Here is a 25,288-nt window from a genome sequence, read left to right on the forward strand (position 1 = left end):
TGTTCGGCACAAAGGACAATGACAACAGGAAAATTTCATTCTCCCGTTCGGTCCTCTGGAAGGCATTATCTAGGCATGGTTTCCTTGGGATTGAAGACGGCGTGGTTGCGTCGCTATTGAAAGTCCCTATTGAAATTCGTCAATACACGTTGACCAGCATTTGGCTGTTCATCAACACGGACTGGATACAGTGGGCTTCGCCCGCTTCCAGGCAGCCGGTTATGGCAAACGTTGGGCGTATTACCGAAGTATCTCGCCAGTCCGAACCCGGTGGACGCCCAACCCACATTCGTAACAGGATAGGGTGCTCAACGTCGTGAGACTCGAAGATCTCCAACCCGACGCCACGGTCCGCGGCATTCTCCCGAACGCACTTGTCACCGTCGTTAGTGTCACTTGGCACGGGTCGGAAGCACTGACCCTCGTTTACCGCGGACCCGACGGCCGCATTGCCGACGAAGTTCTCTATCGCGGCGACGAGGCCCGGCTGGAAATCGTCGAGCACGGTCGGCCGTGGAGCTTTGACGGCGACGGCGCGCTCTTCCGTCTCGTCTCGGAAGCCCACCGCATCCGGCTCGCGCACCTGTTTGATCCCGTGCTCGCGGTACACACCTCGCTGGTCGAGCCGCTGCCCCACCAGATCACCGCCGTTTACGAAGCCATGCTGTCCCGGCAGCCGCTGCGCTTTCTCCTGGCCGACGACCCCGGCGCCGGCAAAACCATCATGGCCGGACTCCTCATCAAGGAACTCATCCTGCGCGGCGACCTCAAGCGCTGCCTCATCGTGTGCCCGGGCAGTCTGGTCGAACAGTGGCAGGACGAGATGTACCACCGCTTCCACCTTCCCTTTGAGATTCTCACCAACGACAAGCTCGAGGCTGCCCGCACCGGCAACTGGTTTCTCGAGCACGACCTGGCCATTGCCCGCCTCGACAAGCTGGCGCGCAACGAGGAGGTTCAGCAGAAGCTCCGCGCCCCTGAGAATCGCTACGACCTCATCGTCTGCGACGAAGCGCACAAGCTCTCCGCCACCTTCTTCGGCGGCGAGGTCAAGTACACCAAGCGCTACCGGCTCGGTCAGCTCCTCTCCGGACTCACGCGCCACTTTCTGCTGATGACGGCCACGCCGCACAACGGCCGGGAAGAGGACTTCCAGCTCTTCCTGGCGTTGCTCGACGGTGACCGCTTTGAGGGAAAGTTCCGCGACGGCGTACACCAAGCCGATACCTCCGACCTGATGCGCCGGATGGTGAAGGAGAACCTGCTCAAGTTCGACGGCACGCCGCTCTTCCCCGAGCGCATTGCCCACACGGTACCCTACCGGCTCTCCGACGCCGAGGCCCGGCTTTACAAGGAAGTCACCGAGTACGTGCGCCAGGAGTTCAACCGCGCCGAGGCGCTGCAGAACGACAAGCGTGCCGGCACGGTCGGTTTCGCGCTCACCATCCTGCAGCGGCGGCTGGCTTCGTCGCCGGAGGCCATTTACCAGTCGCTGCGCCGCCGCCGCGAGCGGTTGGAAAAGCGCCTGCGCGAGCTGGAGCTTCTGCAGCGCGGGGCCACCGTGCCGGCGGCAACGCTGGCCGGGCCTCTGCTCGACGCCGACGACATCGAAGACCTCGACGAAGCCCCCGAAAACGAGGTCGAGGCCATCGAGGAAGAGATTCTCGACCAGGCCACGGCCGCCGCCACCCTAGCCGAGCTACGGGCCGAGATCGCCATACTCAGCCGCCTGGAAGCTCTGGCCAATGATGTGCGAAAGCGCGGTGAGGACACCAAGTGGCGCGAGCTATCGAACTTGCTCGGTGAGATCTTCACGCCCACTGACTTGGGCGACCGGGCCACGGAGCCGGCTCTACCCTATGCCGCCGACCCGGGAGCAAAACCCGTGTCCGCGCGGCGCCAGAAGCTCGTCATCTTCACCGAGCACCGCGACACGCTCAACTATCTGGAGCACCGGATCGGGGCGCTGCTGGGGCGCCCAGGAGCGATTGCGGTGATTCACGGCGGCATGGGACGCGAGGAGCGGCGCAAGGCGCAGGAGCGGTTCCGGCACGACCCCGAGGTACAGGTGCTGCTCGCCACCGACGCCGCCGGTGAGGGCATCAACCTGCAGCGCGCGCACCTGATGGTCAACTACGACCTACCGTGGAACCCCAACCGCCTGGAACAACGCTTCGGACGCATCCATCGCATCGGCCAGACCGAGGTCTGCCACCTGTGGAACCTGGTGGCCGAGGAGACCCGCGAGGGCGATGTTTACCGGCGGCTGCTGGAGAAGCTCGAGGAAGCGCGCCAGGCGCTGGGCGGCCAGGTCTTCGACGTGCTGGGCAAGCTCCAGTTCGACGGCCGTCCGCTGCGCGACTTGCTCATCGAGGCGATCCGCTATGGTGAGCAGCCGGAAGTCCGCGCCCGGCTGACACAAGCCATCGAGCACGGTGTCAACCGCCGGCGTCTCGAAAAGCTGATTGATGAACGCGCACTCGCTCACGACGCCATGGACTTGAGCCGCGTGGCGCGCATCCGCGAAGACATGGAGCGGGCCGAGGCGCGCCGCTTGCAGCCGCATTACATCGAGTCGTTCTTCCTCGAGGCCTTCAAGCGCCTGGGCGGGACCATCCGCCAGCGCGAGCCGCGGCGCTACGAAGTCACGCACGTGCCCGCGCCCGTGCGCAACCGCGACCGCCAGATTGGCGCCGGCGAGCCGGTGCTGTCGCGCTATGAGCGCATCGCCTTTGAGAAGGACTTGATCGCGCCGCCGGGCCAGCCGCTTGCGGCCTTTGTGTGTCCGGGCCACCCGCTGCTTGACGCCGTCCTGGACCTCACGCTCGAGCGCCACCGCGATCTGCTCAGACGCGGCACGGTGCTGGTGGACGAGCGCGACCCCGGCACGAGCCCGCGCCTGCTCTTGACCCTGGAGCATGCCATCCAGGACGCGACTCGGCTGCCGTCGGGCGAGCGCCGCACCATCTCGCGGCGACTGTTTTACGTCGAAGTGAAAGAGGAACGAGGAGTGAGGGGAGAGGAGCGAGGAGTGAGAGAAGAGGAGCGAGGAGTGAGAGAAGAGGAGCGAGGAGCGAGAGAAGAGGAGCGAGGAGCGAGAGAAGAGGAGCGAGGAGCGAGAGAAGAGGAGCGAGGAGCGAGAGAAGAGGAGCGAGGAGCGAGAGAAGAGGAGCGAGGAGCGAGAGAAGAGGAGCGAGGAGCGAGAGAAGAGGAGCGAGGAGCAAGAGAAGAGGAACGGGGAGCAAGAGAAGAGGAACGGGGAGCGAAGGGAGAGGAGCAAGGAGGGAGAGAATGTGTTCCTCTCACTTCTCACTCATCCCCTCTCACTTCTCACTTCTCTTCCCTCACGCCTCACTCACCCCCTCTCACTTCTCACTTCTCTTCCCTCACGCCTCACTCACCCCCTCTCACTTCTCACTTCTCTTCCCTCACGCCTCACTCACCCCCTCTCACTTCTCACTTCTCTTCCCTCACGCCTCATCCCTCCCTCCTCTTCACCCACTTCTCGTCCTACGCGCCCTACCTCGACTACCGCCCGCTGGCCGAGAGCGAGCCATCACTGGCCGACCTGCTCGCCCGCCCCGAGTGCGCCTGGATCGCGCGTGCCACCGGCCAGGAGCTTGAGCAAAAGGCCCGCGACCACGCCATTGCAAGGGTGGTTCCTGAGCACGTGGCCGAGGTGCGCAGCCGGCGCCTCGCGTGGATTGACAAGACCCGCGCCGCCGTGAAGGACCGCCTGACCAAGGAGATCGCCTACTGGGACCACCGCGCCGAACAGTTGAAGCTCCAGGAGCAGGCCGGCAAGGCTGGCGCGCGGCTCAACTCGCACGAGGCGCGCCGCCGCGCCGACGAGCTGCAAGTCCGCCTCGAGCGCCGGCTGGCCGAGCTTGACGGTGAAGCGCAGATTTCGGCGCTACCGCCGGTGGTACTGGGCGGCTTCGTGGTCGTGCCGCTCGGGCTCATCGCTGCGATGATGGGACGCCCGCCCGTCGCACCCGCGCCCCCCACCACGGATACCCAGCTTGTCGCCGCCCGCGCGCGGGCGATTGTGATGGAGGTTGAGCGGCGTTTGGGCTACGAGCCGACGGACCGCGAGCACGACAAGCTCGGCTACGACATCGAAAGCCGCGTTCCTGGCACGGGGCGGCTACGCTTCATCGAGGTGAAGGGCCGCGTGGCCGGAGCGGACACCGTGACCGTGACGAAGAACGAGATCCTGACCAGCCTCAACAAACCCGACGACTACATCCTCGCGCTGGTGGAGTTCCACGACGACGGCACCCACCGCGTTTCCTACCTGCGCCGTCCCTTCCAGCGCGAGCCGGATTTCGGGGTAACGAGCGTAAACTACGATTTTGCCGACCTGCTGAGTCGTGCAGGAGAGCCCGCATGACCTACGCAAAGACCATGACCCACAAGAAGAAGCTCATCGAAGTCGCCCTTCCCCTCGAGGCCATCAACAAAGCCAGCGCCCGCGAGAAGTCCATCCGCCACGGCCACCCCAGCACCCTGCACCTGTGGTGGGCGCGCCGGCCCCTGGCGGCGGCGCGGGCGGTGATCTTCGCCCAGATGGTGGACGACCCCGCGAGCTGGCCCGAGCTGTTCCCCACCGAGGAAGCCCAGCAAAAAGAGCGCGAGCGGCTCTTCCGCCTCATCGAAGACTTGGTGCAGTGGGAAAACACCACCAACGAGACGGTCTTGCAGGCGGCGCGCGACGAGATCTGGAAAAGCTGGCGGCGCACCTGCGAGGCGAGGAGAGCGTGGAGAGAAGAGAGAAGCGAGAGAAGTGAGAAAAGAGAAGTGAGAAGTGAGAGCATGACCGCCGAGGAGATCAGCCGGGACGAGGCTTTGTTCAATCCAGACAAGCTGCCGGCCTTCCACGACCCGTTCGCCGGCGGCGGGGCGCTGCCGCTGGAGGCCCAGCGGCTGGGGCTGGAGGCCTACGCCAGCGACCTGAACCCCGTCGCGGTGCTCATCAACAAGGCCATGATCGAGATTCCGCCAAAGTTCGCGGGCCGGCCCCCGGTGAACCCCGTGGCGAGAAGTGAGGGAAGCGGAGAGAGAAGTGAGAGAAGCAGATTGAGGAGGGAGAGCGATGCACTATCGCGAGACAATGCTCTGGCAGAAAGCGATGCAAGCGGCGCGCGAAGTGTATCGGCTGGTGCCGCGGCTGCCACGCGAAGAGACCTACGGGATGCGGAGTCAGATCACCCGGGCGGTCGTTTCGATCCCGGCCAACATCGCCGAGGGATGGACGAGGGAATCAAGCAAGGAAAAGGCACAGTTCCTGGCCATCGCCCAGGGCTCTCTGGCGGAAGTGGAGACGCTCCTGACCCTCTGCGAGGATCTGGGATGGTTTCCACCCGACCAGACGCGAACCCTTCGAGGATTGCTGGACGAGGTGAGCCGGATGCTGACGGCGATGCGCCAGAAGCGCCGAAACGCCTGAGGTCTCACTCCTCACTCCTCTTCCCTCGCTCCTACAAGGGCGCGCAGGGCCTGGCCGAAGACGTGCGCTACTATGGCCGGTGGATGCGCGACGAAGCGGAGAAGCGCATCGGCCACCTCTACCCCAAGGTGACCGCGTGGTACGACGCGCGCTCCGGGCGGTATTTCGGCGCAGCCGAAGTGGACGAATGGAGAAGGAGTGAGGAACGAGGAGTGAGAAACGAGCACGGCGAAGAGACAGCCCGCGAATGCGGTCACCCCACTCTCTCCTCACTTCTCTCTACTCTCTCCTCGCACCAGCTCACCGTCATCGCCTGGCTGTGGGCCCGCACGGTCAAAAGCCCGAACCCGGCCTTCGCCACGGTGGACGTGCCGCTCGCCTCGACCTTCATGCTCTCCACCAAGCCGGGCAAGGAGGCGTATGTCGAGCCGGTGATCGAGGACGGCGGCTACCGCTTCACGGTGAAGGTGGGGAAGCCGAAGGATGCGGGGGCGGCAAAGAGCGGTACGAAGCTGTCGCAAGGAAGCTTTCGATGCCTGATGTCGAACACGCCATTTCGGTATGAATACATTGACGATCAGGCGAATGCTGGTCGCATGGGTGCGCGATTGATGGCCATCGTCGCTGAAGGCGACCGCGGGCGCGTCTACCTCGATCCTCTGCCGGAGCACGAGGCTGTCGCGAAACAAGCACAGCCGACTTGGAAGCCGGATGTGCCCAGCCGCGGAACCTGGGCCAGCAACGCACAGGGGCGCCGCTACGGCTTCCGAACGTTTGGCGACTACTTCACCCCTCGCCAGCTCGTGGCGCTGACGACCTTCTCCGACTTGGTGGGCGAGGCGATGGAAAAGGTGCGCCAGGACGCCCTCGCCGCCGGCCTGCCCGACGATGGCAAACCCCTGCGCGACGGCGGCACGGGTGCGACAGCGTATGCCGAGGCGGTGGGGGTGTATTTGGGAATCGCGATCGACAAAGCTGCCGACTACAACTCGACGATCTGCGGATGGATTTCAGGCGGTGAGACCCTGCGCAATACTTTTGGACGGCAAGCAATCCCGATGGTCTGGGACTACTGCGAAACGAACACGCTCGGTGGTGCAACCGGAAGCATCGAGAGCGGTGTCGGGCAGGTTGCTAAGGCAATCGAGGTACTCATTCCCGGTGCGGGCGGGAACGCCTCACAAGGTGATGCGCAGAGTGTCGCCGTGCGCGGGCGGGTCGTCTCTACCGACCCGCCCTACTACGACAACATCGGTTACGCCGACCTGTCGGACTTCTTCTACGTCTGGCTGCGCCAGTCGCTGCGGACTGTCTTCCCCGACCTCTTTGCCACGCTCGCCGTGCCCAAGGCCGAGGAACTGGTGGCCACGCCGTACCGTCACGGCAGCAAGGAGAAGGCTGAGGCTTTTTTTCTCGATGGTATGACGCAGGCGATGCACCGGCTTGCGGAGCAGGCCCATCCAGCCTTCCCGGTCACAATCTACTACGCCTTCAAACAGTTGGAGACCGACGGCGACGAAGGCACGGCGAGCACCGGCTGGGACACCTTCCTCGACGCCGTGATCCGCGCCGGCTTCGCCGTCAGCGGCACATGGCCTATGCGGACGGAGCGCGGCGCCCGGTCCATCGGCATCGGCACGAATGCCCTCGCTTCCAGCATCGTCCTCGTCTGCCGCCCGCGGGCTGCCAATGCCCCCACGGCCACGCGCCGCGAGTTCGTCGCCGCGCTGAAGCGCGAGTTGCCCGGCGCGCTCGCCTACCTGCAACGCAGTAACATCGCGCCGGTGGACTTGGCGCAGGCGGCCATCGGCCCGGGCATGGCGGTGTTCACCCGTTACGCCAAGGTGCTCGACGCCGAAGGTAGGCCGGTGACCGTGCGCGAGGCGCTCTCATTCATCAACCAAGTACTGGATGAGGCGCTGGCCGAGCAGGAGGGCGACTTCGATGCTGACAGCCGTTGGGCGCTGGCGTGGTTCGAGCAGCACGGCTTCGCCGAGGGTGAGTTCGGCGTGGCCGACGTGCTGGCGCGCGCCAAGAACACGAGCGTGGCCGGCATGGTGGAGGCCGGCATCGTGGAATCCAGGCGCGGCCGGGTTCGGCTGCTGCGGCCCGAGGAGCTGCCGCCGGATGAGAACCGAGGGAAGAGGCATGAGAAGAGAGAAGGAGCCGGTCTCACTCCTCACTCCTCTCCCCTCACTCCTCACTCCTCTCCCCTCACTCCTCACTCCTCTTCCCTCACTCCTCACTCCTCTTCCCTCACTCCTCACTGGAAGGTCGTGCATCAGCTCATTCGCGTCCTCGAGACGGACGGCGAGAGCGCAGCCGCCGAGCTGGTCGCCAAGCTGGGCAGCCGGGCCGAGACCGCGCGCGAGCTGGCCTACCGGCTCTACACCATCTGCGAGCGCAAAAAGCGCGCTTCCGAGGCGCTCTCGTACAATGCGCTGGTGCAGAGCTGGCCTGAGATTGCCCGGCTGGCCCAGCAGCAGCGTGAGACCGGCGCCGAACAGCGGGCGCTCTTCTAACGGAGGAGACCATGGCGATGACCAACATGGAACGGGTAGGACGGGCCCTGGAGGCGCTCAAGGCAGGCCTGGGGCCTTTTGTCGAGCGCGAGGTGCAGTCTGCCATCCAGGCGGGCCGCCTTTCGCCGGAAGCGGTGCGGGGCTTGGCCGAGGATCCGCTGCTCAAAGGCAAGTCCATGGCTGAGTGGGATGCTTCGCCACTGCTCAAACTCATGTGGGATACCTGGAACGATGTTTTCAGGCATACCCTGGGCTTTGCCGAGCGCAGCTTGGTGTCGGAAATCCGCGAGTGGCGCAACAAGTGGGCGCACCAGAAGACGTTCTCGAGCGACGACGCCGACCGCGCCCTCGACTCCATCGCGCGGCTGCTGACGGCGGTTTCGGCCCCACAGGCTGAGGAAGTGGGCCGGATGAAGCAGGAGCTGCGCCGGCTCATCTTCGACGAGCAGGTGCGCAACGAGAAGCGCAAGGTTGGCGGCTCGCTGATCGAGGCCGCCGCGAGCGGTGCGCTCAAGCCGTGGCGCGAGGTCGTCACGCCGCACGCCGATGTGGCGAGCGGCCGCTACCAGCAGGCCGAGTTCGCCGCCGACCTCTGGCAGGTCTATCTGGGCGAGGGCGCCGATGAGTACCGAAACCCGAAGGAGTTCTTCCGCCGCACCTTCCTGACCGGGAGCCTCAAGGGACTCCTGGTCGGCGCGGTGCAGCGCCTCTCGGGCCAGGGCGGCGACCCGGTGGTGCAGCTCCAGACCAATTTCGGCGGGGGCAAGACCCACTCGATGCTGGCCCTGTATCATCTGTTTTCCGGGGTCAAGCCAAGCGAGCTGGTCGGCGTGGAGGAGGTGCTGGACAAGGCGGGTCTGAAGGACCTGCCCACCGTGCGGCGGGTCGTGCTGGTGGGGAACAAAATCTCGCCGGGCAACCCCAGCACCAAGCCCGATGGCACCGTCGTGCGCACGCTGTGGGGCGAACTGGCCTGGCAACTTGGCGGCAAGCCGGCCTTCGAGCGGATTCGTGCCGATGACGAACGCGCCACCAACCCCGGCGATGTGCTGCGCGAACTCTTCAACGAGTACGGGCCGTGCCTCGTCCTGATTGACGAGTGGGTGGCCTACGCGCGGCAGCTCCATGACCAGAGCGATCTGCCGGGGGGGAGCTTTGAGACCCAGTTCACCTTCGCGCAGGCGCTCACCGAGTCGGCCAAGCTCGCCGGCCGTTGCCTGTTGGTGATCTCGCTGCCGGCCTCGGATACCCATGGCTTGCCGCACACGGCGGCGGATGACGCCGAAGTGGGCGGCCTCCGCGGGCGCGAGGCCCTGGAGCGGCTGCGCAACGTGATTGGAAGAATCGAGTCGGCGTGGCGTCCGGCCAGCGCCGAGGAGGGCTTCGAGATCGTACGCCGGCGGCTGTTCGAGCCACTGGCCGGACCCGAGGCCTTCAAGCAGCGCGACGTGACCGCGCGCGCCTTCGCCGACCTCTATCACGCGCAGGGCGCCGAGTTTCCACCCGAGTGCAAGGGGAGCGACTACGAGAAGCGCATCCAGGCGGCGTACCCGATCCACCCGGAGATCTTCGACCGGCTGTACGAGGACTGGTCCACGCTGCTCAAGTTCCAGCGCACGCGCGGCGTGCTGCGGCTGATGGCGGCGGTGATCCACAGCCTGTGGGAGAAGGGCGACCGCAACCCGCTGATCCTGCCTTCGACCATCCCGATTGACGATCCGCGCGTGCAGTCCGAGCTGACGCGCTACCTCGCGGACAACTGGGCGCCGATCATCGAGAAGGACGTGGACGGGCCGAGTTCGCTGCCGCTGAAGCTCGACGGCGAGCAGCCCAACCTCGGCAAGCTGCACGCGACGCGGCGAGTGGCGCGGACCATCTTCCTCGGTTCGGCGCCGACGGCGGCCGCGGCGCACCGCGGTCTGGAGGACCGGCACATCAAGCTCGGCTGCGTGATGCCGGGCGAGTCCCCGGCGGTGTTCGGCGATGCGCTGCGGCGGCTGGCGGCCACGGCGACCTACCTGTACCAGGACGGGCCGCGCTTCTGGTACGCGACGCAGCCGACGGTCACCAAGCTGGCGGAGGATCGCGCGGAACTGCTCAAGCGCGACCCCGATCAGGTGGCGCAGGAGCTGGAGCGGCGGCTCAAGGCCAACCTGTGCAATCGCGGCGACTTCGAACGCGTCCATGTGCTGCCGCGCTCGAGCGCGGACGTGGCCGACGATCTGGATACGGGGTTGGTGGTGCTGGCCGCCGAGCATCCGTACAGCAAAGAGGCCGGAAGCGCGGCCGAGACCGCGGCGCGGGCGATCCTCGAGTCGCGCGGCACCACCCCGCGCCTGTACCGCAACACGCTGGTCTTTCTGGCCGCCGACAAGGTGCGCTTGCAGGACCTGGACGAGGCGATCCGCCGGTTCCTGGCCTGGCGGTCCATCCTGGACGAGAAGGAGGCGCTGAACCTCGACCCGCACCAAGTGCGGCAGGCCGAAACGCAACTACAGGCCGCCGATAGTGCGGTGGCGGCGCGGTTGCCCGAAACCTACCAGTGGCTGCTGGTGCCAGAGCAAGCGAACCCGCAGGCGGCGCTCACGTGGCAGGCCGTCCGGCTTTCGGGGAACGATGCGCTGGCTGCGCGCGCAAGCAAGAAGCTCCGCGACGACGAGCTGATGCTCCTCACGCTCGGCGCGACGATGCTGCGCCGGCATCTCGACGCGGTACCGCTGTGGCGGGGCAACCACGTGGCGATCAGGCAGCTCATCCAGGACTTTGCCAGTTACCTGTACCTGCCCCGGCTGGCCAGTCCCGGTGTCCTGGTCAAGGCCATCGAAGGCGGGCTATCGCTGCTCACTTGGCAAGCCGACACCTTCGCTTACGCGGAGCGCTACGACGAGGGCGCTGGTCGCTATCAAGGGTTGCGCGGCGGCCAGGTGGTGCCGCTCTTGCCTGAAAGTCCGGGTTTGCTGGTCAAGCCGGACGTGGCGCAGCGCCAGATGGCCGCCGAAGCCCCCGGCGTGCCGGAAACGAGCAAGGTAGATCCGGTGGTCAAGACCCGCCCGGACCCCGTGGAGTCCGGCACGCAGGCCGAACCCGCAAAGGCAGCACCCCGGCGGTTCCACGGCACGGTCAAGCTTGATCCCGCGCGGGTCGGCCGTGACGCCGGCCGCATCGCCGAAGAGGTCATTGCCCATCTGACCGCGCAGCTCGGCGCAGAGGTCACGGTCACGCTCGAGATTGAAGCGATGCTCCCCCACGGGGCCGCGGAGCAACTGGTCCGCACGGTGACCGAGAACAGCCGGACGCTGAAGTTCACCAGTTGTGGCTTCGAGCGGGAATAGCCGCTCCGGCGCACCGGCTGCCGGGAAGCGCCCGACCAAAGCCTGTAGCAGATGGTGCTGCGCACCGCGGCTGATGCCGAGCGTTGAGCGGTTGTCGCACTACACAAAGTTGCAGAGATTATTCCAAATAAGAAGATAACGCCATGTTGAGCTTAAGGTTTTCCAAGCAGTTGAGTGAAATTACAAAAAATTATCATTTCGTGAAAGACACGGAAGGAATGTCCCCTGCCCGCGTGTATAAATTAATCGGTTGCAGTGAGAATCTTTACTTAAAAATGTCAGATAGCCAATATCGCGGAACAACATACGATGTTGAGCGTGAAAAAGACGTCATGCTATGGCTAAAAGGAAAAGTGCCTGTTCCAGAGGTATTGCATTTCGAGCAATACGAAAGCACAAATTTTTTACTCATGCGCGAAGTTAATGGGGTCGTAGGGCACGTATATCATCAAAAACAGCGTGACCCAGAGAAAATGATCAGAATGTACAGCGAAGGCATTAAACTTTTTCAATCTGTTAGCATTTTAGATTGTCCTTTTGTCAGCGACATAGACTTTCGTCTTAGCGAATTAGACTACTTACTACGAAACAATCTGGCCGATATAGATATCGAGAATTGGGAAAATGACACGCCTTTTAGAGATCCAAATGAGTTATATACCTTTCTAAGGGAGCATAAGCCAAACGAAGAACTTGTGTTTTCTCATGGTGATTTTGGAGATAGCAATATTTTTGTTGCGAACGATCAAATAAGCGGCTTTGTAGATTTGGGAAGAAGTGGAAAGGCAGACAAATGGTACGATATAGCCTTTTGTGTTCATTCCATTCAACACGATATGGGCAATGATAAAAAGTATCTTGATTTATTCTTTGACCTACTTGGTATCGAACCAGATTGGGATAAAATAAGGTACTATATTTTGCTGGACGAGTTATTTTGAATAAAGAAAGCGCCCGACATTGTGGACGGCGCGGGCGGGGGCGTTGCCACTGCCCAAAGGGATTCAGCCCCAAAGGGTAGATTTTTGAATTACCCGCCCGCTGCTAACGCCAGCCGTTGGGCGGCGGTGGTTTTACAGCACTGCGCAAGACTATATCGCTGTACACAGATGCTCCTACATCGCGGTACGTTCAACGGGAACCAAGTGTTGAAGCCTGAGACCGCGCGCGATGTGGAAAAACCACACGCCTTTTTGCCAATGCCTATTCACTGAGCAGGTCTTGCGCCGTGAGTTCCGGCGCGGCGCGTTCGTGTTCAAAGGCCAGCAAGCCAAGTTGGGCATAGTGTGGACGAATGCGGTCGCTGAGCAAACCAATCCGCTTGAGATTGGGAATGATGCGGCGAAACATCGTCCGGCGGAACATCGCCATCATGTCCGAGTGCAGGACGAGGCGGTTCCACTGGGTGCGCCGAATGTGATGGGCAAAGTGCTCGTCGTAGATTTCGTGCAGCAAAAACCGATTGCGCAGCAACACCGCCATTTCAAAAGCCCAGTCTTCGCGGTCGCGGCGCTCCCGTTCGCTGACCTCCTTGAGATAGAACTCGCCCAGCGCCAGAACGCCAAAGTGAACGTGGCGAGCTTCGTCCGTGATGATCATCTTGAGGAGGTCGCGCAGCAACGGCTCGCCGGACAACTGCCGCAGGGTGGTGAAGGCCCCCAGCGCCAGCCCTTCAATCATGATTTGCATGCCGAGAAACTTCACGTCCCAGCGGGAATCGGTCATGAGGGCATCAATCACCACGTAGAGGTTGTCGTTGATGTCGTAGAGCTTCTCGAGCTTGGTCGTCAGGTAGGTATGGAAGGCTTCGACGTGCCGGCTTTCGTCCATGACCTGCGTTCCGCCATACAGCTTGGCGTCGAGCCAGGGCACGGCCGTGGTGGTCAGCGCAGCGGCATAGAGCGCCCCCTGTTCGCCGTGCAGGAACTGACTCAGCAGCCAACTGGTCAGCGCATGGACCTGTTGGCGACGTTCCCGCTCCGTCAGCTTTGACCACAGCGGCAGCCAGTAGGCCGGATGGAACTTTTCCGGCAGCAGCTCAACCGACGGATCACAGGGGTCAACCGGGCGCTGCCAATCAAGGTCGGTCGTGGCATTCCACTGGGCAGTTTTGGCGGCTTCTGTCAGGCGGCGAATTTCCGGCTGATTGCGCTCGTAGCGCCAATCGAAGTTGGCCGGATACCCAACCGGCAATGCAGTGCTGTCTTCACGCTTGCCGCGTTTTTGAATCAGGCCGCGGTAAGCCGGGCCAAGCAAACCGGCGAGAACCCGGACGTTTCCGTTGGCCGTTGCCTGGTAAAGCATCGCGCCTTGTTGGATCAGAGCATCTAGTTCCGCAATGACGTATTCGCGGGTTGGCAGACGAAGCATCGTGGCTTGCCTCCGTGTGGCAGGGACGGTGGTGACGGGGGCATCACAGCCCGTATAAGGTACGCCCTTGCCGCACATCTGAAAAGCCGATCCTGGAGACGCCACGCCGGCCGGGGGTTTGGCTGCTCCCTGGCAGCGCAGGCGCTCACGTTCGGACGCGCGCCAGAAACTGCTCAACCTGCCGTTTGACCTGTCCGGTGGCCAGCAGCTCCGAAGCCTGTGCCATGCCTTCTTCCGGCGTCGCGGCATGACCAGACACGACCAGGCCAAATCCGGCGTTGAGCCGGACGCTGTGGTACGCCGCCGACGTCGTATCCTGTCCACTGACGATTTGCCAGAAGCGGTCGAGGTTGGCCTCGGGCGTGTCCGTTGCGGTTGGCGGGGATGTGTCTGGTGGCTTGGTTGCCGTCCAGGGGAACTTGGCGATCTGCCGCGGCCGCACGTCGTAGATGCTGGATGTGCCGACCGGGGTCAGTTCATCGCTATCCCGATCGCCGCGGACGACCAAGGCGCGGCGCGTCTGGGAATCGTTGGCCAGCCATTGCGCGGCAAAGGCCTGCATTCGTCCGTGCGACACGCCCATCAAGCGCCACGCCGGACGCAGCGGATGCAAAAGCGGCCCAATGTAGTTGAACAGCGTCGGACGCCCAAACCGCCGGCGTGCCGCCGCTACCGACTTGAGCGCCGGGTAGCACTGGGGCGCGTAAAGAAATGCCAGGTTTGTCACGTCAAGCAGGACCGGGAGACGCGCCAGGGGGTATTCGACGGGGACGCCAAGCCGTTCGAGCAAATCAAAGCTGCCGCTGGCGCTGGTGGCGGCCCGGTTGCCGAACTTCACGACGCGCACCCCCCTGGCGGCAAGAACGAAGGCAACGGTTGTGGAGACGTTGAAATGCGGGCGACCGCTCCCGCCCGTGCCACAGCAGTCGAGGATGTCGTCCGCGATGTCCGGCATCGGCAGCGCCAGCGCGCGGACGGCCGCAATCAAGGCAGTAAACTGTTCAAACGTCGCCTGCTCGGGCGTCAACCGGGACAACCAGGCGTCGGCTTCGGCGTCGGTCAGGCGGCCGGACAGAAGCGCGTCCAGAGAATCGGGATGGGTCTCGTTCGTCATCGGATCCATACGGCGTGGGATGCGCGGCCATCGTGGTAGCGTCTGTCCACGCCGAAGCATGAACCAACTACTCACTGGTCACACGTTATTTCTCCGACCACCGAGCGTATGCTTGTTTTATGGATATCAAACCACGCCTGCATTTTCGCCAACTCGAACGCTTCACATGGATTCACGCTGAAATCCAGTCCGGGCGGTTTCCAAACACTTGCTCGATTGCCGAGAAATTTGAAATTTCGCGCAAAACCGCGCAGGAAACAATCGCTTTCATGCGTGATCGCTTCAACTTGCCACTTGCCTACAGCGGGCGGCAACGCGGGTTTTATTATACCGAGCCGGTTCACTCGCTTCCGTGGCTGACGCTCACGGAAGGTGAAGTTGCGGCTATTCTTATAGCCGAACGATTAGCTCAGGCATACGCCGGCGGACTCTCATCAGACATTGCCAATGTTTTGGTGAAAGTTGTGCAGTCGTTCACGGATAGGGTATCGGTTGATTTGACGCACTTGCTGAACGCGCAGTCAGTTGAACCACTACCAACCAGTTCCATCAACCATGAGCATTTCAAGGCGCTCCTGCAGGCCATTGCTCAACACAAACGCATTTACATGAATTACTTCACCCAAAGTTCGGGTGAGACAAAGGCACGAAAACTTGATCCGTTGCACCTACATAGCGCCCGGGCCGAGTGGTACGTCATTGGCTTCGATCACCTACGAAACAAGGTGCTGGATTTTCATTTAGGACGCATTCGTGAGATTACGGTACTCGATGAAACGTTTGAACCACCAACTGGCTTTGACATCGAACGATATCTGGCGCGCGGATTCGGGATGATTCGCGGTGATGGACAGCTTTATGACGTGGTCGTGCAGTTTGACGCTTACCAGGCACGGTGGATTCGTCAACAAAGTAAGGTTCACAAGACGGCTCTTTATGAAGACCTGCCAGATGGGGGATTGCGGGTCACGATGCAGGTCGGCGCGCTGGAAGGCGTCAAGCAGTGGGTTATGCAGTACGGTGCGCATGTGCAGGTCGTGGCTCCGCCGGCCCTACGCGACTTGGTACGGCGAGAGGCAGAAGCCCTGCTGGCTCACTACTCCGATGCGGCAAAAGAGGCTACCTGACGCTGATTCTGAAAGTAACTTTATATTTGATTTATTTCACCTTTCTGAAATAGATCCAATAACTCAAAGGCTCTTGTGATTATCAAGGAGGTGCAACCCGGTTATGAATCTCAATCTTGGATTAACGAAAACTAAAGTTTTGTTAAATAGATTTAAAGTAAAAAAGCTGGACAGATATGACTTAAAATTTCACGAGTACAAATGTAACTTCAAAAATAATCCAAAGCTCGGGGATGAACAAAAAGCTATCTCCAGAATCTGCTACAAATTAGATAAAATCGCTGTTAGACTAGGTAGTAAAATAATCACAAGAGAAGAAATCAGCCAAGAAAAAATGAAACATGAAGATTGGGATTTGTCAAAATTAACAACAAGAAACCTCGATTGTAAAAATCCAGAAGAGCAAAAAGGTATTGAAGCTTTCGAACGTAAAATTTTAGAAAAAGAACTGACAAATGCCTTTCCTTCAATGAAAGTTGAAAGATCGCCTGGGCATGGACTCATCTGGTGGATTCCCGGTAAAGAAGGTATAGAGAAATCCGGAGATGGATGGGAAATTCACAGAGGTAGAGAAGTAGATATCGTTTTAGAATCAGACGGAAATCTCTACTTAGAAATCGACGTACACTACCGGTTCTTTACACCCTGGACACTTCACCAATGGTTGGCAGAGTATCCTGACATTCCCGTTAGGTATGTGCGGAACACATACAAAAGTGAAAAGAATGACCATATTAGCTGGATTTACGAAGGTATCTCAGAAAAGCGACCGGAAGAGTTTATGATACCTGAGCTAAATGAGACCTTAGCAGATTATCACCGTAAGTTGGGAGCTACGGAAGGGGAGATAAACGATTCAAAAGTTGTACTTGTTAGGAGAATGAACGATCGAAAGTCCAAACCAATTGGACACCTCTCTAAAAGACTATCACCTAGCTTAACGATGGAAATGCTGGCACAAGTTCTTGAAAAACAAGCCTCTGAGAAAAAAACAAACAAGGACGTTCTTCAAATTATCAGGAAGGACATAGATAGTCGTTTAGTTTCGTCAAAGGATACAGCAGCAAAAATCCTAAGAAAAGTATATAAAATTGCCGCTGAAAATCAAAAAATCCAGATCTGTGAGGTAGATGGATACATTCTGCCGAAAGCGAATCTTTTAGCCAAAGACGGCAATAAAGTAACCAAGGTTGCCCAAGTCAGGCAAAAAGGATGCGTTGCAAAAGGCGAAATAAAATTTGGATGCCTTAACCTATTTAATAACGCTCACAAGTACCCAGATGAAGTGAAAAAATGTTTACAAGAAGTAGCAAAGAGTAGCAATGTGAACATAGAAATAGAATCGTACCGAACAGCAAATGATCTAAGCGACATCGAACTAGAACGGAAAGATTTCTGGGAAACCTGGTCCGAAGAAGGAGTCAAAACAGTTTTAGTAGTTCTTCCTTGGTCTTCTAGCGAGAAAAAGCAAAAAATTAGGAATGAGGCACTACAAGCAGGAATAGCCACCCAGTTCATCGTGCCGACACCAAAGGCAGACAAAAACAAAGCCCTGAATGTGGTCCTAGGGCTTCTTTGCAAGGCCGGTTGGCAGCCTGTAAAGCTGGGGGGAGTTAACCTGCCTGACATGGCTGAACTCATCATCGGTTTTGATGTGGGGAGCAATCAAGGCCTCTTTTACGGCGCTTCCGCATTCGCAGTTCTTACAGATGGACAAAGCCTGGGTTGGGAGCTGCCAAGCATACAAATGGGAGAGACGTTCCCCGACGAAGCAGTTTGGCAAGTGGTTTCTAATTTGCTCTTCAAATTTAGAGAAAGTCGTGGAGCATATCCTAAAAAACTGCTTCTAATGAGGGATGGTCTGGTTCAGAGAGGAGAGTTCGAAAAAACCATAAGTGAACTCGGGAAAATGAAGATAGCTGTTGACATCATAGGAGTCCGCAAAAGTGGCGCTAGCAGAATGGGAAAGAAAGTTTCCACACAAGCAGGGAAGGAAACTTATTGTGACGCAGACATAGGCACCGTTGTTTTCAGGCAAGAAGAGAAGTCGTTCACTTTGATAACGAGTCAGCCCATCAAATCCGAAAATAGAACAATCGGAAGCGCAAGACCGCTCAAGGTAGTCCATGAGTACGGTGACACTTCCCTGGAATTATTAGCCCTGCAAACTTATCACCTATCTCAGCTACATCCTGCCAGTGGGTTTCAATCGTGTCGCTTGCCCTGGGTTCTACACTTGGCTGACAGAAGTAGCAAGGAGTTTCAACGTATAGGACAGATAAGCATTTTGCACAACATTGACCGCAAAAAATTGATTGCCGTTTAGCAGACAACAGAGATAACGAATCACCGTACTCGACCGCAGGTTCATTCAAGATGAACATCGGCGGAACGGTCCTTGAGTTCGGGCGCGGGGAGCAAAGCCTCAGAGCGCCAGAACGCCGATATCGCGAAGGCAGCGACGGGACGGACCCAAAGCTTACTTGCCGCGCGCCGCAATCCTCTTGAATCGGCAGAACGCGGCTTACGCGCCGGCGTCTGCCGCGACGCCCTGCGCGTACCGCACAACAGCCCTCAAATTGGCCGATCGGAGTGTTACCACAGACTGCACCCAGAAGATCGCCTCACGGCGTCAAAGATTACCCTAAATGATTCACTTAAGGGAGCTTACACTCTAGTGCTCAACGCCTTGCAGCAGGAGCAAATGATAATCCGGACAAGCAGGCTTGTTGACACAGGCCGATCGAGTGTGATTCTTTCCGGCAGCTCTTAGTTATGGAACTTACTCTCTACATACTGCAAAGTAGACTCATATCCTTGGTATCAACTTAGGGTGTTTCCTCTGCTTGCTAGGGATTCGTGACGTGACTGCATCGTACTACGCACCTTGGGTCAAAAAGTACAAGCCCAACACCCAAACCATAACACTTTGGAGGGACATAACATGCTGAAAACTGTTGAGTTGTGTTTTTTTGTTTCCGGGGACTGGTTGCCGGTTGATCACGGCTATCACTTGTATGCCGCTGTTGCGCGTCACCTGGAATGGGTTCATGACAATCCTGACATTGGTATTGCGCCACTGCGCGGCATCTACGGCGGCAATGGCAAACTGCTGCTTCAGCCGTGGAGTCGGTTGATTATACGAACTCCCACCGAAAAGCTCCCCGCGCTGCTGAAGCTGGCGGGCCGTCAGCTTGATGTGGATGGCCGGCGGCTACGGGTTAGTATTCCAACTGTGCATTCGTTGGTGTCCGCTCCAGTACTTTACGCACACTTGGTAACCACCAAAAACGGCGACGATGAGACGCGCTTTGACGCTGAAATTACACGCCAACTGAATCAAATCAACGTTGCCGGCCACGTTGAACGCGGCGCACGCCGAACGCTGTCCGTTCACGGCCGTCGCATTGTGGGCTATTCGCTTACCATTTCGCAGTTGAGTGAGGAAGGGGCTGTCATCCTGCAGGCGGTCGGTCTTGGCGGTCGCCGCAGAATGGGCTGCGGCATTTTTTTTGCCCGAAAAGAAAGTGAGCTGCGATGACGAAGCATCCACGACACTTACTTGCCAAATCGTATTCCACTCAAAAGTACCCCCAAATCCCCCCGGACTACGCCCTGCTCACGCAGCACAGCCGCGACGTTGCCGAAGCGTGTGCCGCACTGACTCGTGTCATTGGGCCGGTCATTGAAGAATATGCCAACGTCCAACTGGGGGCTGACGATTTCACAAGAGCTGGCAAAGCTACCGGGTGGGTTGAGGACCTAGGCAAGGCTAACAGTCACTTTCAATTGATGTTGGCAGGTCAGCCGCAGATCAAGCAGCTACTTCGCCACGAAATAATTTCGGGGCTGCTACTCTGGCAGAACCAGCCCCTGCGGCAATGGATCGAGCCGTCACTAGGCGAATGGTTCATCCCGGCATTGTGGGCGGCGATGGGACACCATTTGAGATTTGACAGGGACACCAGGGCCGATAGCAACTGCCCATCCCTCACGGTTTTTTTGGCGCACAAGGATTTCAAGTCTATTTTGGGCGAACTTGGTTCTGACTTGGCTTTGACTGAGCCACCACCAGATCTGACCGACTTCACGATTGCGGCCGACAAGAGAGAGCCTTGCGATGTCGCTGCGTTGAACGCTCTCCGCAACCTGAAAGATGACTTCGAGGAAGCTAAGGAGAAGTTTTCGAGCGACGAATGGCGTAAGCGAATCGCTGTGCTAAAAGCACTTGGTATCGCTGCTGACGTTGCGGCCAGCGCGGTTGCGGCCGAAGGCCAAATGAAGTCAAATTACTCGTTGACTACATTCATCAACGAAGCATTGCAAGTTGGTCTCACTGACTCGGATTGCCAACAACTGATTGACAACTGGGCGTCGAGACATTGTGAGGGAAACTTACAGGTTCGCCCGTTCCAGCGTGCCGTCGCCGACTCGCCAAGTTTCGTCACCCTTGCGCGTGCCGGCTGTGGGTCAGGTAAAAGCTTGGCCGCGTACTTGTGGGCGAAGGCTTGGTGCGCAAAAACAACGGCCGGAGAAAAAACAACGGTCGAAGGTCGGAGCTTTCGGCTTTTCTTCTGCCTACCGACGACCGGAACGACCACTGAACACTTCAAGGATTATGCCCTTGAATCAGGCATTCCTGCCAGCCTTACGCACTCGCGGTCAGAGGTTGATTTGAAATCCCTGGCCCAGACTGCCGATCAAGAATCCAACTTCAACGTTAGGGACGCAGCGATTGGCGCGCTCATTGATGCCCGCGACAAAATCGAATCGTTGGCGCTGTGGGACACACCACTCGTTGTGTCAACGGCCGACACCGTACTGGGGTTGATGGGCAATGCGCGCAGGTCACTCTATGCATTTCCGGCGATTGTATCCAGCGCCATTGTTTTCGACGAGATTCACGCCTTCGATGACCGACTGTTCGGTCATCTCCTCATGTTCTTGAAGTATTTCCCTCGTCAACCGGTGCTGCTGATGACGGCTTCTCTCCCCCAGCACCGTTTGGACGCTTTGCAGAGCATTCGGAACGATCTGCACATTGTTGATGGCCCCCCTGAACTGGAAAGACTTGAACGGTACCAGCTCGATCACGGTGAGGACGAACAGAAGGTTTGGGATGCCATCAAAGCCTGCGTCCAGAGTAACGGGAAAGTGCTGTGGGTGCGCAATCGTGTTGACTGGGCTAACCAAGCCTATGAAGCGTGTTTGGAGCGTTTTCCCGAGGTGATGGTCAATGTTTATCACTCAAGGTTTCGCTACAAGGATCGAAGTCGGTTGCACCGCCATGTCATTGACCACTTCAAGCAGAAGCCGAAGCAAGCCCAGATTTTGATTGCGACGCAAGTGGCGGAAATGTCCCTCGATTTGTCGGCGGATTTGCTTGTCACCGACATCGCACCGATTCCATCACTCATTCAGCGGCTAGGACGGTTAAATCGAGAGCCTTGGCCTTCTGCGCCAAAATCTGCGTTAGTTTGTCCACTCCCGGCTGCAATGGGCCAAGGCGATGACCCAGCATTGCCTTACGTTGCAGACGACCTAAGCGCAGCCGAAATGTGGTTGACGAAGCTCATTGAGAAAGGCACGCCACTGAGTCAGTTCGACCTCGCCGATGCTTTTGGCTGCCTCTCCCACACCGAAGCCTTTGACATTTGTATGGCTGAAGAAAAGGCGTGTTTCTTTTCCGGCCTGTGGGAAACCCGCCCGGGCAAGACACGCGAGGATGGATACACGATAAGCGTCATTCTTGAGGTAGACCTGAACCAATGCCACCAACGCAACCGCCATGGCGAACCAACGCGCGACTGGCTGACCGAACACGAAGTCGCCATTCCATTCAAATCTGAGGTCTTGAAATGGGGCGTCGTTGGAAATCGGCGCGTCGCGCCGTCCCAGTGTATTACCTATGACTTTGACCCAACAACCATGAAAGGAGTGGGAGCGCGATGGGCAAGCGGCCAACCAATTACCAACTGCCAAATCCTTTGACTTACAACCTCAAAAACCCAAACTACACGATCTACCATCGCGCGGCTCTGGGCGGTTTGGCGGCAACGATTCAGGCATGGCAGGACAAACCCGGCCTTGCGCCGCAAGGCATCCGTGCTCAGGTTTGCGAAGATGCGGTGGAGATTTCCTGGGATAGCTCGCTGGCACTTCAGGAGGTCATCCAACGCCTCCTGAAAGCGTCGTTTCTGCTCACCGAAAACAAGCTCATTGACCTTCCCGGCCAGGGCATTCCACCCGACCGCAACGATCTGCGCTTGGCGATCCATACCGGATTGTGCGGAACGTTTCTCCAGCACAACAAGATGCGCCCCGGCGAAAAGGCACCGCGAGCGCTGTCGGTGCGGGATGAGGGCGACGAAAACGCAAGCATCTTCACCTACAAAGCTGTCAACGCCTATGCGCATCAAACAGCGCAAGGAACAGGCTTGCTCGACGCAAAGCTGAACGGTGAACTGCCGCAAACAGCCTCGATCCCGCAATCCATTGTGCCGGGCGCGATGTCAGGCGCGACAGGACTCGAAGGGCCTCCAGAGGATGTGCTTCTGTTGCTGTATCTGATGGTCGGCTCGGCGGTTTTTCTGTTGCGTCCGCAAACCTACCGAGACAAAGCACAGTACTGCCTTGTTGTGCCCGACGTCACAAACTTGAAGCGCTTTGCGGTGAACCTGCGGGAAATCGCAGCTTACGGCACGAACCTCATGCGATTCACCAATACTTATCTTGGCCGTGTCGTCGGAGGCGCGGAGGAGGCCGCATTACGTTTCTTGATTGATTTGCAGGCAGGTGATCTTACCGAAGAATTTGAGCGCTGTGTATCGGGCTGTCTTGCCATAGCCATGGGCAAAGTCGCTTGGGACAAGAACCAAGTCAACCGTAGCCAAGTTGTTCGTGTCAAAGGCAACTACCCAGAAATCGGTGTTTTTCGCGCTGCCGCGCAGCATTTCAGCCGGGCACGCATCGTGACATCGAAGGAAGGTGCAAGTTTTGCCGTCCCGCAAAGCCCTTTACCGGAACTTGTCGCGGCAAACTTGGCAGCGGAGCGTCATTGGTGCGCGCATTTCATCGATCTCTGCAAGGAACAGCAGGACTTCACGAATCTCAAATTTCAAAAGGGAGGACTGGCAGCCATGAACAAAGCCATCAAAGACGCTGACGATCAAACCATTGTCAACGTCTTTCACGAAGCATGGCGATTGACAATGGGCGCACTCGGCGAACGCGCCCGGAAAGACGGACTTGATTTTAGTCGTCTTATTGAAGTCGAGCGTGAGCGGGTTCGCAACGCTATCCTACGTGCCAAGACTGCCGATGCGCTGGCAAGCTGGTTTCTGCGTTTCTGCGCGGATGCCACCAGAGGGGCGTCACTTTCGGCAATGAGGCACGATACCAACCGCATCCGTGAGTTCATCTTCAACCGGCGCAATTTTGAGCGGTTCCAGAACCTGTGTCTGTTTGCGCTGGTCAGCTACTCGGCTGAAGAGGCCAAAAACCACACCCAAGGAGAACCCGAAGCATGACGACCCATTACCTTTATGCCACCATTCTCACGGGCGAGGCTGTCGCCGCCAACAATCGCGGTGACAACATCGGCAACACAACGACCTTACAGAAGGTTTTTCATCAAGACGACCTGCACACCAGCGTTTCCGCTGAAGCGATTCGCTTTGCGTTCCGCTATCGCTTTCAGCTTCAGGGGATACCTGTCAATCGCAGTTACGACGGCGAGAAGCTCCATTACCAGGATGAAAAACGCGCCGGTTGGAATCCATCGCATCCCAATAGCGTGCTGATTGATGATGATTTGATGGGTTTCATGGATGCCGCCGCTGCCCAAGCCGAACAAGAAGCCGAAGCCGACCAAGCGGACTCAGAGCTTTCGGGCGCCGCAACCGAGGCAACACCACCCAAAGCCCCGCGGAAGGCGAAGGCGAGAGGCGTGACGACGAAGCGCACGAGTCCGCTTGCAGTGGGTCGCGCCGTCTCGCTTCGTCCATATCGTGGTGAAATCTCATTCAACTGTGTCAGCGGGGTGAAGGAAAAGGGTAGGCTGTCGCTCTATGCCGCCGAGATGCACACGACGGAATACCAGTACAGCATCGGGTTAAACCTGAACGATGTCGTCAACAAAAAGCACATTGCAGACCTTATTGACGCACTGGTCGATCCGCCGCCAGTTGCCGGCAATCACTCGCGGTTCGCCTATGACTTTTCACCCCAATCCATCGTGCTGCGCGTGACCTCGGCTCACTCATCGAGGATCCAAAACTGCTTCGAGCATGACGAAAACAGCCGCGCGTACACCGTCCGGGGGCTGATCAGACGGGTGAGAAGCCATGACATCACGGCAAGTGAGCTGATCGTTGGTGGTGAACTGGCAGAAACGCCCGAAGGCGAAGTATTGAAGTCTTTGGGGGTGCTGACGTTTCCAGGCGTCGCTGCGGCGGCGAACGAAGCTCGCGCGCGCATCGCCAACCTTGATCCCATGTTTGCCGTCGTCGCCAATGGGAGGTCTTCGTGATTACGCTGCGCATCGAAGTCCCCTACGCAAGCTTCCGCAAATCCTATGCCCGCGCCTTTGCGGAGACTTACCCGCTGCCAACGCCGGCCACGGTTTACGGCATGCTGCTGTCGTTGGTTGGAGAACGTTTTCGCGCGCGGCATCAAGGCGTCCGGTTAGCCTTTGCCTTCAGCGGAAAGTATGAAGATGACCGACCACGGCAATCACCGTTTCCAAAAATAGCAATGACGGTGCGCAAGTTGAGCCGTTACAAATACGGTGTTCCGGCGAAACAATCGAAGCTGGGTAACACGCTCGACTACATTGAGACCCTGTGCGACTTGGAGTTTCTCTGTTGGGTTGACTCCCAGTCGGAAACCAACAACCCGCCAAACCTCGAAACCCGCATCACCACGGCGCTGACACAGCCGGAGAGCGTGACCCGGTATGGCGTGTTGAGCCTGGGCCTCAGTGATGACGCGGTGAACGATGTGAGGCTTGTCGCCGGAGTCAACTACGGTTGTTGGCACTGGCTTCGTCCGCATCCAGCCGGTTCACTGGAACTACCGATTTGGGTCGATCATGTCGGGTCGGCTGGTACGCGCTGGCAACGTTACGATCTGGAAACAGAACCAAGCCAGTTCCCTCTCGAACCTTCGGAACAACACTGGACACTGATTATGCCGCCGAACTGATCGGCATTCCGTCATCTTTGACGCCGCAAGGCGTTTACTACGTCATTGTTTCAGGGCGCCCGAGTAGAGGTCGCGCAAGGCAAACGTCAGCTTCGGTTGGTCAATGTGGAGGATGGACACATCGTCGCGGTCTTCCGCGGCGCGCGTCAATTCGACCAGCGGGGCGCACG

The 25,288-nt window shown here is 58.9% G+C and carries 13 protein-coding genes; 11 read left to right on the top strand and 2 right to left on the bottom strand.

The genetic code is table 11. From position 1 onward, the window contains the following. The first annotated feature begins 316 nt into the window (after nt 1–316). The 4 genes from J8C06_RS13895 to J8C06_RS13920 all read left to right on the top strand — a co-directional run bounded on the left by J8C06_RS13895 (nt 317) and on the right by J8C06_RS13920 (nt 12,244). A complete protein-coding gene (locus tag J8C06_RS13895; RefSeq protein WP_211430023.1) occupies nt 317–4,393 on the top strand; it encodes a helicase-related protein in 4,077 nt (1,358 codons plus the stop codon). Continuing rightward, nucleotides 4,390–7,971, top strand: a complete 3,582-nt coding sequence (locus J8C06_RS15260) for a DUF1156 domain-containing protein (protein ID WP_455423725.1) — start codon at nt 4,390–4,392, stop codon at nt 7,969–7,971. The genes J8C06_RS13895 and J8C06_RS15260 overlap by 4 nt, the downstream gene beginning before the upstream one ends. A gap of 11 nt (nt 7,972–7,982) precedes the next feature. Then, nucleotides 7,983–11,303 (top strand): Swt1 family HEPN domain-containing protein, encoded by a 3,321-nt coding sequence (locus tag J8C06_RS13915; RefSeq protein ID WP_211430024.1) that lies wholly within the window; start codon nt 7,983–7,985, stop codon nt 11,301–11,303. Nucleotides 11,304–11,446: 143 nt separating this feature from the next. Further along, a complete protein-coding gene (locus tag J8C06_RS13920) occupies nt 11,447–12,244 on the top strand; it encodes an APH(3') family aminoglycoside O-phosphotransferase (RefSeq protein WP_211430025.1) in 798 nt (265 codons plus the stop codon). A 262-nt stretch (nt 12,245–12,506) separates the two neighbouring features. On the opposite strand, the gene J8C06_RS13925 is transcribed toward J8C06_RS13920, so the two are convergent. Both J8C06_RS13925 and trpD read right to left on the bottom strand, forming a co-directional pair. Continuing rightward, nucleotides 12,507–13,673, bottom strand: a complete 1,167-nt coding sequence (locus J8C06_RS13925) for a ferritin-like domain-containing protein (protein ID WP_211430026.1) — start codon at nt 13,671–13,673, stop codon at nt 12,507–12,509. Between the two features lie 145 nt (nt 13,674–13,818). Beyond that, entirely contained in the window at nt 13,819–14,787 is a 969-nt protein-coding gene (gene trpD / locus J8C06_RS13930) for an anthranilate phosphoribosyltransferase (RefSeq protein WP_211430027.1), read from the bottom strand. A gap of 119 nt (nt 14,788–14,906) precedes the next feature. On the opposite strand from trpD, the gene J8C06_RS13935 reads away from it, so the two are divergent. The 7 genes from J8C06_RS13935 to cas5 all read left to right on the top strand — a co-directional run bounded on the left by J8C06_RS13935 (nt 14,907) and on the right by cas5 (nt 25,118). Next, nucleotides 14,907–15,914, top strand: a complete 1,008-nt coding sequence (locus tag J8C06_RS13935; protein WP_211430028.1) for a helix-turn-helix transcriptional regulator — start codon at nt 14,907–14,909, stop codon at nt 15,912–15,914. Between the two features lie 103 nt (nt 15,915–16,017). Further along, complete coding sequence (locus tag J8C06_RS13940; protein WP_211430029.1) at nt 16,018–18,240, top strand: argonaute PAZ domain-containing protein; 2,223 nt, start codon at nt 16,018–16,020, stop codon at nt 18,238–18,240. Between the two features lie 561 nt (nt 18,241–18,801). Further along, nucleotides 18,802–19,455 (top strand): type I-MYXAN CRISPR-associated protein Cas6/Cmx6, encoded by a 654-nt coding sequence (cas6, locus tag J8C06_RS13945; RefSeq protein WP_211430030.1) that lies wholly within the window; start codon nt 18,802–18,804, stop codon nt 19,453–19,455. Further along, nucleotides 19,452–21,905: a CRISPR-associated helicase Cas3' gene (gene cas3 / locus J8C06_RS13950; RefSeq protein ID WP_211430031.1), complete on the top strand. Its 2,454-nt coding sequence runs from the start codon at nt 19,452–19,454 to the stop codon at nt 21,903–21,905. The genes cas6 and cas3 overlap by 4 nt, the downstream gene beginning before the upstream one ends. Beyond that, a complete protein-coding gene (cas8a1, locus tag J8C06_RS13955) occupies nt 21,863–23,443 on the top strand; it encodes a type I-MYXAN CRISPR-associated Cas8a1/Cmx1 (protein WP_211430032.1) in 1,581 nt (526 codons plus the stop codon). The genes cas3 and cas8a1 overlap by 43 nt, the downstream gene beginning before the upstream one ends. Then, nucleotides 23,440–24,444, top strand: coding sequence for a DevR family CRISPR-associated autoregulator (locus J8C06_RS13960; protein WP_211430033.1), 1,005 nt, complete (start codon nt 23,440–23,442; stop codon nt 24,442–24,444). Before cas8a1 ends, J8C06_RS13960 begins: the two co-directional genes overlap by 4 nt. After that, complete coding sequence (cas5, locus tag J8C06_RS13965; RefSeq protein WP_211430034.1) at nt 24,441–25,118, top strand: type I-MYXAN CRISPR-associated protein Cas5/Cmx5/DevS; 678 nt, start codon at nt 24,441–24,443, stop codon at nt 25,116–25,118. Before J8C06_RS13960 ends, cas5 begins: the two co-directional genes overlap by 4 nt. The last annotated feature ends 170 nt before the right edge of the window (nt 25,119–25,288 follow it).

The organism is Chloracidobacterium validum (assembly GCF_018304825.1).
GTDB classification, from domain to species: Bacteria; Acidobacteriota; Blastocatellia; order Chloracidobacteriales; family Chloracidobacteriaceae; genus Chloracidobacterium; species Chloracidobacterium validum.